5 protein-coding genes and 3 rRNA genes are annotated in these 11,437 nt (G+C 63.8%); 7 read left to right on the forward strand and 1 reads right to left on the reverse strand.

Features of this window, described 5'->3' with window-relative positions; translation table 11 throughout:
- Position 1 precedes the first annotated feature (1 nt).
- The 3 genes from OHS82_RS25725 to OHS82_RS25735 all read left to right on the forward strand — a co-directional run bounded on the left by OHS82_RS25725 (position 2) and on the right by OHS82_RS25735 (position 3,546).
- Entirely contained in the window at positions 2-982 is a 981-nt protein-coding gene (locus OHS82_RS25725) for a cation diffusion facilitator family transporter (protein ID WP_057578479.1), read from the forward strand.
- A 363-nt stretch (positions 983-1,345) separates the two neighbouring features.
- Positions 1,346-2,803 (forward strand): adenosylhomocysteinase, encoded by a 1,458-nt coding sequence (gene ahcY / locus OHS82_RS25730; RefSeq protein WP_328434623.1) that lies wholly within the window; start codon positions 1,346-1,348, stop codon positions 2,801-2,803.
- Between the two features lie 128 nt (positions 2,804-2,931).
- Positions 2,932-3,546 (forward strand): hypothetical protein, encoded by a 615-nt coding sequence (locus OHS82_RS25735; protein ID WP_328434624.1) that lies wholly within the window; start codon positions 2,932-2,934, stop codon positions 3,544-3,546.
- Between the two features lie 13 nt (positions 3,547-3,559).
- Here the strand turns inward: OHS82_RS25735 and OHS82_RS25740 are convergent, their stop codons facing one another.
- Positions 3,560-4,471: an RDD family protein gene (locus OHS82_RS25740; RefSeq protein WP_328434625.1), complete on the reverse strand. Its 912-nt coding sequence runs from the start codon at positions 4,469-4,471 to the stop codon at positions 3,560-3,562.
- 131 nt (positions 4,472-4,602) lie between these two features.
- Here OHS82_RS25740 and OHS82_RS25745 point away from each other — a divergent pair, with 131 nt between their 5' ends.
- The 4 genes from OHS82_RS25745 to rrf all read left to right on the forward strand — a co-directional run bounded on the left by OHS82_RS25745 (position 4,603) and on the right by rrf (position 11,344).
- A complete protein-coding gene (locus OHS82_RS25745) occupies positions 4,603-5,610 on the forward strand; it encodes a stage II sporulation protein M (protein WP_057578473.1) in 1,008 nt (335 codons plus the stop codon).
- A 563-nt stretch (positions 5,611-6,173) separates the two neighbouring features.
- Positions 6,174-7,699, forward strand: a 16S ribosomal RNA gene (locus OHS82_RS25750).
- Between the two features lie 314 nt (positions 7,700-8,013).
- A 23S ribosomal RNA gene (locus tag OHS82_RS25755) occupies positions 8,014-11,136 on the forward strand.
- 91 nt (positions 11,137-11,227) lie between these two features.
- A 5S ribosomal RNA gene (gene rrf / locus OHS82_RS25760) occupies positions 11,228-11,344 on the forward strand.
- The 16S, 23S and 5S rRNA genes sit together here, the layout of an rRNA operon.
- The last annotated feature ends 93 nt before the right edge of the window (positions 11,345-11,437 follow it).

The following is an 11,437-nucleotide window of genomic DNA, read 5'->3' on the forward strand; positions in this document are numbered from 1 at the left end:
CATGAGCGCGTCAGGCGGCACCAGGGCGATCGTGGCGGCACTCGGCGCCAACCTCGCGATCGCAGCATCGAAGTTCGTGGCGTTCGCGTTCAGCGGCTCGTCGTCGATGCTCGCCGAAGGCGTGCACTCGCTCGCCGACTCCGGCAACCAGGCCCTGCTCCTCATCGGCGGCAAGAAGGCCCAGCGCGAAGCCACCCCGCAACACCCCTTCGGCTACGGCCGCGAGCGCTACATCTACGCCTTCCTCGTCTCCATCGTCCTCTTCTCCGTCGGCGGCATGTTCGCCATCTACGAGGGCTACGAGAAGATCCAGCACCCGCACGAGATCGAGCGCTGGTACTGGCCCGTCGGCGTCCTCGTCTTCGCGATCATCGCCGAGGGCTTCTCCTTCCGCACCGCCATCAAGGAGTCCAACGAACACCGCGGCAAGCTCTCCTGGTCACAGTTCATCCGCCGCGCCAAGGCCCCCGAACTCCCCGTCGTCCTCCTCGAGGACTTCGGCGCGCTGATCGGCCTCGTCCTCGCCCTCTGCGGCGTCGGCCTCGCCCTCCTCACCGGCGACGGCATCTGGGACGGCATCGGCACCGTCTGCATCGGCGTCCTCCTCGTCCTCATCGCCCTCGTCCTCGCCGCCGAGACCAAGTCCCTGCTGCTCGGCGAGTCCGCAGGCCTGGAAGACGTCCAGAAGATCGAGGCCGCGATCGTGGACGGCGACACCGTCACCCGCGTCATCCACATGCGCACCCTCCACCTCGGCCCCGAGGAGCTCCTGGTCGCCGCCAAGATCGCCGTCGAGCACGACGACACGGCCTCCCAGGTAGCCACCGCCATCAACGCCGCCGAGGCCCGCATCCGCGCCGCCGTCCCCATCGCCCGCGTCATCTACCTCGAGCCGGACATCTACAGCGAGACGGAAGCCGCCAAGGGCCCCGACCCCGAGGCCACCCCCGGCGGCCCCAGCCGCCCCACCGCCGAACACTGACCGTCCCCGACACCACCCGACAGGACCCCCGGCAACCACCGGAGGGTCCTGTCGCCGTTCTGCCCCCTTCCCCCGACCCCAACGGGCTGGATCCGGCCGGATCCAGCCCGATCCCACGCCATCCGACCCCACACGGACTGGGGCAGCCCCGCGCCCGCGGTGTAGCTTGGAACGGAGCCAGACGTCGCTGCTGATGGCGGTCGGGCGGTCCCCAGCGGACCGTCCGAGGGAGAGAGGGCCTCCGACGGACTGCGCTGCGCGCACGCGGGCATGCCTGTGTCCTCCTTCGGGCACCCCTGTGTCCGCCGCCGCGCAGACCAGCCGTACCCAGACCTCGCCCCGACCCCCGAGGAGCAGCACACCATGACGACCGTCGAAAACCGACAGGACTTCAAGGTCGCCGACCTCTCCCTGGCCGCCTTCGGCCGCAAGGAGATCACCCTGGCCGAGCACGAGATGCCCGGCCTGATGTCGATCCGCAAGGAATTCGCCGCCACCCAGCCGCTGGCCGGCGCCCGGATCATGGGCTCGCTGCACATGACCGTGCAGACCGCCGTGCTCATCGAGACCCTGGTCGCGCTCGGCGCCGAGGTCCGCTGGGTGTCCTGCAACATCTTCTCCACCCAGGACCACGCGGCCGCCGCCATCGCGGTCGGCCCGAACGGCACCCCCGAGAACCCGCAGGGCGTCCCGGTCTTCGCCTGGAAGGGCGAGACCCTGGAGGAGTACTGGTGGTGCACGGAGCAGGCGCTGACCTGGCCGAACAGCCCCACCGGCGGCCCGAACATGATCCTCGACGACGGCGGTGACGCCACCCTCCTGGTCCACAAGGGCGTCGAGTACGAGAAGGCCGGCAAGGTCCCCTCGGTCGACACCGCCGAGAACGACGAACACCGCGTCATCCTCGAACTCCTCAACCGCACCATCTCCGACGGTTCGCAGAAGTGGACCCAGCTCGCCTCGGAGATCCGCGGCGTGACCGAGGAGACCACGACCGGCGTCCACCGCCTCTACGAGATGCACCGGGACGGCACCCTGCTGTTCCCGGCGATCAACGTCAACGACGCCGTCACCAAGTCGAAGTTCGACAACAAGTACGGCTGCCGCCACTCCCTGATCGACGGCATCAACCGCGCCACCGACGTCCTGATCGGCGGCAAGACCGCCGTCGTCTGCGGCTACGGCGACGTCGGCAAGGGCTGCGCCGAGTCCCTGCGCGGCCAGGGCGCCCGAGTGATCATCACGGAGATCGACCCGATCTGCGCGCTCCAGGCGGCGATGGACGGCTACCAGGTCACCACGCTCGACGAGGTCGTCGAGACGGCCGACATCTTCATCACCACGACCGGCAACAAGGACATCATCATGGCCGCCGACATGGCCAAGATGAAGCACCAGGCCATCGTGGGCAACATCGGCCACTTCGACAACGAGATCGACATGGCCGGCCTGGCGCAGATCCCGGGCATCGTCAAGGACGAGGTCAAGCCGCAGGTCCACACGTGGAAGTTCCCGGACGGCAAGGTCCTCATCGTGCTGTCCGAGGGCCGCCTGCTGAACCTGGGCAACGCCACCGGCCACCCCTCCTTCGTGATGTCCAACTCGTTCGCGGACCAGACCCTGGCCCAGATCGAGCTGTTCACCAAGCCCGAGGAGTACCCGACCGACGTCTACGTGCTGCCCAAGCACCTCGACGAGAAGGTCGCCCGCCTCCACCTCGACTCGCTCGGCGTCAAGCTGACCACGCTCCGACCCGAGCAGGCCGCGTACATCGGCGTCGAGGTCGACGGCCCCTACAAGTCGGACCACTACCGCTACTGAGCCCGTAGCCCCGATCCGCAGCAGCACAGAGACAGGCCCCCGCACCCCCGTGTCGGGGGCCTGCCCCTACGCCACCCGGACCGGACCGCCGCGGCGCCCCGACCACCCCGTCACACCCCAGGACCCCCATGCCCCGCGGCCGGTATTCGCTGTACGACCCGCACGACCACACCCCCCTCGCACACGAGCACTTCCAGTGCGCCCCCGGCCCCTCCGGCTGGCGCTACGTGTCACAGCTGACCACCCCCACCGGCGATCACACCGGCTCCGTCGACCTCACCCTCGACGACCTCGGCCGCCCCCTCCGCCTCGAACTCCACGCCCGCAGCTGGCAGGTACGCGGCGCCGCCCTGGACGGCGTCACCTGGGTCCGCACCGACCCCACCGGAGCCCAGGCCACGGAAGGCAACGTCCCCGCCCACGCCTTCACCGGCACCTCCCCCGCCTTCCTCGTCGCGACCAGCCGACTCCTGCGCCTCACCCCCTCCTCCTCGGCCACCCGCGTACGCCTCGTCGCCTTCACCGACCCGGTCCTCGCCCCACGCACCGTGGACCAGTCCTGGTCCCTGCTGAAAAGCGAAGCACACGCCACTGACAACGGCCCCCTGACCGTGGACGAATACCAGGTCACCGCCCTGGACACCGGCGAACAGCACACCGTGCACCTCGCCGGCGACGTCGTCCTCGCCGCCCCCGGCATCGAGCTCGAAGACCTCGAAACGCCACCCTCGGCCTTCGACTGACCCGCGCCCCGACCTACGCCGGCGGCGCGAACCCCGTGCCCGGCCCCGAGGACCGGTCGACAGCCGGCTCCTCCGGCGCGCCCCCGCCCGCCACGACCGGCGGGACATACGCAGCAGCCGGCGGACCGTACGCCATCGCCGCGCCGCCCGCACCCACCACCGGCACCGCCACCGGACCGCCCCCGAACGCCCGTCGCGCCTCCCGGACCTGCCGCTCCTGCACGACCGCCGCCAGATACGCGGCCGGCGGCACCCCCTGCGGAACCGGAACCCCCGTACACGCCGCGAGCTCACCGGCCAGCCGCACCGCCATCGCCCAGCCGACCTGCGGATCCAGCTGGCCCATCCGCCCCAGGTACTGCCGGACCGCCAGCCACAGCCCGTCCGGCACCGCGGACAGGTCGAGACCCTGGAACCGACCCGCCAGCCAGGGCGGAGGCGGCGGCACGAATCCGGACCGCGCCGCCGGCACCCGCTCCCGCACCACCAACGTCCCGGCGAAGACGTCACCGAGCCGCCGCCCCCGTGCCGACACGAGCGAGGCGATACAGGCCACCACCCCGAGCGTCAGCAGAATCTCCACCACCCCGATCGCACCCCGCACCAGCGCGTGCCGGAACCGGATCGGCCCACCGTCGTCCCGCACCACCCGCAGACCGCAGGCCATCTTCCCGAGCGACCGCCCATGACTGAGGGTCTCCACCGCTATCGGCCCACCCACCAGCACCAGCAGGAACGTGGCGATCGACAGCGCGATCTGCGCCGCGTCGTCCAGCGACGCCGTCGTCACCACCACCACGACGCTCACGACGACATAGGCCGTGAACGCCACCACGAGGTCCAGCAACGTGGCCAACCCCCGGCTGGGCAGCCTGGCAGGCCGCAGCTCCAACGCCACCGCCTCACCCGTCACCAGCTCACTCACGCCCGACATCCCTTCCCTGGCCCACCCCGAGAACCGCCAGTCTGCCAAGCTGAAGGCACTTCGCGCCGCAGTACGACAAGCTGACATCCCACCGCCGGCCGCCGACGAACAGCCGAGGAGCAGGCACACCGATGGACCTCGACGTCTTCGTCTCCGCCCACCGAGCCGAATGGGACCGCCTCGACGCCCTCCTGCGCCGCCGACGCACCCTCACCGGCGCCGAGACCGACGAACTCGTCACCCTGTACCAGCGCACCGCCACCCACCTCTCCCTCATCCAGTCCAGCGCCCCCGACCCTCAGCTCACCGGACGGCTCACCCAGCTCGTGGCACGCGCGCGCAGCACGGTGACGGGCACCCGCCGGGCCTCGTGGCGCGATGTGACGCGCTTCCTCACCCAGGGTTTCCCCGCCGCGGTCTACAGGTCACGCCACTGGTGGATCCCCACCGCACTGCTCTCCACCGCCGTCGCGGCCCTCCTCGGCTGGTGGATCGGCACCCATCCGGAAGTACAGGCCTCCATAGCCGCCCCGGACGAACTGCGCGACCTCACCCGGCCGGGCGGCCTCTACGAGACGTACTACTCGAGCCACCAGGCCGCGGCGTTCGCCGCACAGGTGTGGACGAACAACGCCCAGGCCGCCGCCCTGTGTCTGGTCCTCGGGGTCTTCCTCGGCCTGCCGGTCCTCTGGATCCTCTTCCAGAACATGCTCAACCTCGGCATCGGAGCCGGCCTGATGTCCTCGGCGGGCCGTCTCGACACCTTCCTCGGTCTCGTCCTCCCGCACGGTCTCCTCGAGCTGACGGCGGTCTTCGTGGCGGCCGGCACCGGGCTCCGGCTGGGCTGGACCGTCATCGACCCCGGTCCGCGCACCCGGCGCACCGCCCTCGCCGAAGAAGGCCGCGCCGCGGTCGGCATGGCGATAGGCCTCGCCCTGGTCCTGTTCGTCTCCGGTGCCATCGAAGGCTTCGTCACCCCGTCCGGCCTGCCCACCTGGGCCCGCATCGCCATCGGCATCGCAGCCGAACTGGCCTTCCTGGCCTATGTCTACGTGCTCGGCGGCAGGGCCGCCCGGGCCGGCGACATGGGCGACGTCGAGGCGGCCGAGCGCAGCGCGACAGTGCCGACAGCCGCCTGATGTGCAACCGCCCCCGATGAACTGCTAGTCTCCTCTTCGCCTCGCAAACACCGTTGACACGGAGGGCGCGAGGAGGTAGATTCGAACAGTTGCCTGGAACTGGACAGAGTCCGGTCGGCAAGGGTTAGTATCTGTCAGCCTCGTGAATCTCTGATTCCACAGAGGCTTCTCGACAAGTCGGAAATCGAATGGCCGGTCAGACCGTCCTGAAACTTCTGATAAAGTCGGAACCGCCGGAAAGGGAAACCGCGAGATAAGCGGGAAACCTGGAAAGCACCGAGGAAATCGGATCGGGAAACGGTCTGATAGAGTCGGAAACGCAAGACCGAAGGGAAACTGCCCGGAGGAAAGCCCGAGAGGGTGAGTACGAAGGAAGCGTCCGTTCCTTGAGAACTCAACAGCGTGCCAAAAATCAACGCCAGATATGTTGATACCCCGTCCCCGGCAGTGATAGCCGAGGATGAGGTTCCTTTGAAACAAACACAGCGAGGACGTTGTGAACGCCGGGCTTATTCCGCTCGACGTTCCGCTCTCGTGTGTGCGATCCCGATCACGGGAAAACATTCACGGAGAGTTTGATCCTGGCTCAGGACGAACGCTGGCGGCGTGCTTAACACATGCAAGTCGAACGATGAACCACTTCGGTGGGGATTAGTGGCGAACGGGTGAGTAACACGTGGGCAATCTGCCCTTCACTCTGGGACAAGCCCTGGAAACGGGGTCTAATACCGGATATCACTTCCACTCGCATGGGTGGGGGTTGAAAGCTCCGGCGGTGAAGGATGAGCCCGCGGCCTATCAGCTTGTTGGTGAGGTAATGGCTCACCAAGGCGACGACGGGTAGCCGGCCTGAGAGGGCGACCGGCCACACTGGGACTGAGACACGGCCCAGACTCCTACGGGAGGCAGCAGTGGGGAATATTGCACAATGGGCGAAAGCCTGATGCAGCGACGCCGCGTGAGGGATGACGGCCTTCGGGTTGTAAACCTCTTTCAGCAGGGAAGAAGCGAAAGTGACGGTACCTGCAGAAGAAGCGCCGGCTAACTACGTGCCAGCAGCCGCGGTAATACGTAGGGCGCAAGCGTTGTCCGGAATTATTGGGCGTAAAGAGCTCGTAGGCGGTCTGTCACGTCGGATGTGAAAGCCCGGGGCTTAACCCCGGGTCTGCATTCGATACGGGCAGACTAGAGTGTGGTAGGGGAGATCGGAATTCCTGGTGTAGCGGTGAAATGCGCAGATATCAGGAGGAACACCGGTGGCGAAGGCGGATCTCTGGGCCATTACTGACGCTGAGGAGCGAAAGCGTGGGGAGCGAACAGGATTAGATACCCTGGTAGTCCACGCCGTAAACGGTGGGAACTAGGTGTTGGCGACATTCCACGTCGTCGGTGCCGCAGCTAACGCATTAAGTTCCCCGCCTGGGGAGTACGGCCGCAAGGCTAAAACTCAAAGGAATTGACGGGGGCCCGCACAAGCAGCGGAGCATGTGGCTTAATTCGACGCAACGCGAAGAACCTTACCAAGGCTTGACATACACCGGAAACGGCCAGAGATGGTCGCCCCCTTGTGGTCGGTGTACAGGTGGTGCATGGCTGTCGTCAGCTCGTGTCGTGAGATGTTGGGTTAAGTCCCGCAACGAGCGCAACCCTTGTTCTGTGTTGCCAGCATGCCCTTCGGGGTGATGGGGACTCACAGGAGACTGCCGGGGTCAACTCGGAGGAAGGTGGGGACGACGTCAAGTCATCATGCCCCTTATGTCTTGGGCTGCACACGTGCTACAATGGCCGGTACAAAGAGCTGCGAAACCGTGAGGTGGAGCGAATCTCAAAAAGCCGGTCTCAGTTCGGATTGGGGTCTGCAACTCGACCCCATGAAGTCGGAGTTGCTAGTAATCGCAGATCAGCATTGCTGCGGTGAATACGTTCCCGGGCCTTGTACACACCGCCCGTCACGTCACGAAAGTCGGTAACACCCGAAGCCGGTGGCCCAACCCCTTGTGGGAGGGAGCTGTCGAAGGTGGGACTGGCGATTGGGACGAAGTCGTAACAAGGTAGCCGTACCGGAAGGTGCGGCTGGATCACCTCCTTTCTAAGGAGCACTTCTAGGCAGCCGCAAGGTTGTCCAGGGGCCAGTTCATCGGCGAACGTCCGATGCTGGTTGCTCATGGGTGGAACGTTGATTATTCGGTCCGGTTTCCGGGTCGGAGGCTTGCGAGTACTGCTCTTCGGAGCGTGGAAAGCATGATCTCCGGGCGGGATCGGGTCGGGCACGCTGTTGGGTGTCTGAGGGTATGGCCGTGAGGTCGTCCTTCTGATGCCGGCCCCAGTGAACTCCAGCTCAGGTTGGGGGTGATGGGTGGCTGGTCGTTGTTTGAGAACTGCACAGTGGACGCGAGCATCTGTGGCCAAGTTTTTAAGGGCGCACGGTGGATGCCTTGGCACCAGGAACCGATGAAGGACGTGGGAGGCCACGATAGTCCCCGGGGAGCCGTCAACCAGGCTTTGATCCGGGGGTTTCCGAATGGGGAAACCCGGCAGTCGTCATGGGCTGTCACCCATACCTGAACACATAGGGTATGTGGAGGGAACGCGGGGAAGTGAAACATCTCAGTACCCGCAGGAAGAGAAAACAACCGTGATTCCGGGAGTAGTGGCGAGCGAAACCGGATGAGGCCAAACCGTATACGTGTGAGACCCGGCAGGGGTTGCGTGTACGGGGTTGTGGGATCTCTCTTTCACAGTCTGCCGGCTGTGAGGCGAGTCAGAAACCGTTGATGTAGGCGAAGGACATGCGAAAGGTCCGGCGTAGAGGGTAAGACCCCCGTAGTCGAAACATCAACGGCTCGTTTGAGAGACACCCAAGTAGCACGGGGCCCGAGAAATCCCGTGTGAATCTGGCGGGACCACCCGCTAAGCCTAAATATTCCCTGGTGACCGATAGCGGATAGTACCGTGAGGGAATGGTGAAAAGTACCGCGGGAGCGGAGTGAAATAGTACCTGAAACCGTGTGCCTACAAGCCGTGGGAGCGTCGGACGTCAAGCTTGCTTGGCGTCTCGTGACTGCGTGCCTTTTGAAGAATGAGCCTGCGAGTTTGCGGTGTGTTGCGAGGTTAACCCGAGTGGGGTAGCCGTAGCGAAAGCGAGTCCGAACAGGGCGTTTCAGTAGCACGCTCAAGACCCGAAGCGGAGTGATCTAGCCATGGGCAGGTTGAAGCGGAGGTAAGACTTCGTGGAGGACCGAACCCACCAGGGTTGAAAACCTGGGGGATGACCTGTGGTTAGGGGTGAAAGGCCAATCAAACTCCGTGATAGCTGGTTCTCCCCGAAATGCATTTAGGTGCAGCGTCGTGTGTTTCTTGCCGGAGGTAGAGCACTGGATAGGCGATGGGCCCTACCGGGTTACTGACCTTAGCCAAACTCCGAATGCCGGTAAGTGAGAGCGCGGCAGTGAGACTGTGGGGGATAAGCTCCATGGTCGAGAGGGAAACAGCCCAGAGCATCGACTAAGGCCCCTAAGCGTACGCTAAGTGGGAAAGGATGTGGAGTCGCAGAGACAACCAGGAGGTTGGCTTAGAAGCAGCCACCCTTGAAAGAGTGCGTAATAGCTCACTGGTCTAGTGATTCCGCGCCGACAATGTAGCGGGGCTCAAGCGTACCGCCGAAGTCGTGTCATTGCGATATATACCCCCAACGGGGATCGTGATGGGTAGGGGAGCGTCGTGTGCCGGGTGAAGCAGCACCGGAAGGTAGTTGTGGACGGTTCACGAGTGAGAATGCAGGCATGAGTAGCGATTCACACGTGAGAAACGTGTGCGCCGATTGACTAAGGGTTCCTGGGTCAAGCTGATCTGCCCAGGGTAAGTCGGGACCTAAGGCGAGGCCGACAGGCGTAGTCGATGGATAACCGGTTGATATTCCGGTACCCGCTGTGAAGCGTCAAACATCGAACCAGGCGATGCTAAGTCCGTGAAGCCGTTCCGGACCCTTCGGGGAATGGAAAGTGGTGGAGCCGACGGACCAGACTTGTAGTAGGTGAGTGATGGGGTGACGCAGGAAGGTAGTCCATCCCGGGCGGTGGTTGTCCCGGGGTAAGGGTGTAGGACGGTGTGTAGGCAAATCCGCACACCACATAGTCTGAGACCTGATGCCGAGCCGATTGTGGCGAAGTGGATGATCCTATGCTGTCGAGAAAAGCCTCTAGCGAGTTTCATGGCGGCCCGTACCCTAAACCGACTCAGGTGGTCAGGTAGAGAATACCGAGGCGTTCGGGTGAACTATGGTTAAGGAACTCGGCAAAATGCCCCCGTAACTTCGGGAGAAGGGGGCCATCACTGGTGATTGGATTTACTCCATGAGCTGGGGGTGGCCGCAGAGACCAGCGAGAAGCGACTGTTTACTAAAAACACAGGTCCGTGCGAAGCCGTAAGGCGATGTATACGGACTGACGCCTGCCCGGTGCTGGAACGTTAAGGGGACCGGTTAGTCACATTTCGGTGTGGCGAAGCTGAGAACTTAAGCGCCAGTAAACGGCGGTGGTAACTATAACCATCCTAAGGTAGCGAAATTCCTTGTCGGGTAAGTTCCGACCTGCACGAATGGCGTAACGACTTCTCGACTGTCTCAACCATAGGCCCGGTGAAATTGCACTACGAGTAAAGATGCTCGTTTCGCGCAGCAGGACGGAAAGACCCCGGGACCTTTACTACAGTTTGATATTGGTGTTCGGTTCGGCTTGTGTAGGATAGCTGGGAGACTGTGAAGCTTGGACGCCAGTTCAGGTGGAGTCGTCGTTGAAATACCAGTCTGGTCGTGCTGGATGTCTAACCTGGGTCCGTGATCCGGATCAGGGACAGTGTCTGATGGGTAGTTTAACTGGGGCGGTTGCCTCCTAAAGAGTAACGGAGGCGCCCAAAGGTTCCCTCAGCCTGGTTGGCAATCAGGTGTTGAGTGTAAGTGCACAAGGGAGCTTGACTGTGAGACCGACGGGTCGAGCAGGGACGAAAGTCGGGACTAGTGATCCGGCGGTGGCTTGTGGAAGCGCCGTCGCTCAACGGATAAAAGGTACCCCGGGGATAACAGGCTGATCTTCCCCAAGAGTCCATATCGACGGGATGGTTTGGCACCTCGATGTCGGCTCGTCGCATCCTGGGGCTGGAGTCGGTCCCAAGGGTTGGGCTGTTCGCCCATTAAAGCGGTACGCGAGCTGGGTTTAGAACGTCGTGAGACAGTTCGGTCCCTATCCGCTGCGCGCGCAGGAATATTGAGAAGGGCTGTCCCTAGTACGAGAGGACCGGGACGGACGAACCTCTGGTGTGCCAGTTGTTCTGCCAAGGGCATGGCTGGTTGGCTACGTTCGGGAGGGATAACCGCTGAAAGCATCTAAGCGGGAAGCCTGCTTCGAGATGAGTATTCCCACCCACTTGATGGGGTAAGGCTCCCAGTAGACGACTGGGTTGATAGGCCGGATGTGGAAGCCCAGTAATGGGTGAAGCTGACTGGTACTAATAGGCCGAGGGCTTGTCCTCAGTTGCTCGCGTCCACTGTGTTGGTTCTGAAACCACGAACAGCCCCATGCCATGGTCACGGTGTGGTGCGGCTGAAACAGTTTCATAGTGTTTCGGTGGTCATAGCGTGAGGGAAACGCCCGGTTACATTCCGAACCCGGAAGCTAAGCCTCACAGCGCCGATGGTACTGCAGGGGGGACCCTGTGGGAGAGTAGGACACCGCCGAACAATCATTGCGAAAACCCCCGTGCCATTCGGCACGGGGGTTTTCTGCGTTCAGGGTTTTTCGACGTTGTTTTTGAAGGGCTCTCCCATGGGAGA

The sequence above is a fragment of the Streptomyces sp. NBC_00425 genome, from assembly GCF_036030735.1.
Taxonomy (GTDB): domain Bacteria; phylum Actinomycetota; class Actinomycetes; order Streptomycetales; family Streptomycetaceae; genus Streptomyces.

Bases quoted from the DNA above. Each gene is read 5' to 3' on its own strand.
- OHS82_RS25725 (WP_057578479.1), top strand. From the start codon at position 2: ATGAGCGCGTCAGGCGGCACCAGGGCGATCGTGGCGGCACTCGGCGCC.
- ahcY (WP_328434623.1), top strand. From the start codon at position 1,346: ATGACGACCGTCGAAAACCGACAGGACTTCAAGGTCGCCGACCTCTCC.
- OHS82_RS25735 (WP_328434624.1), top strand. From the start codon at position 2,932: ATGCCCCGCGGCCGGTATTCGCTGTACGACCCGCACGACCACACCCCC.
- OHS82_RS25745 (WP_057578473.1), top strand. From the start codon at position 4,603: ATGGACCTCGACGTCTTCGTCTCCGCCCACCGAGCCGAATGGGACCGC.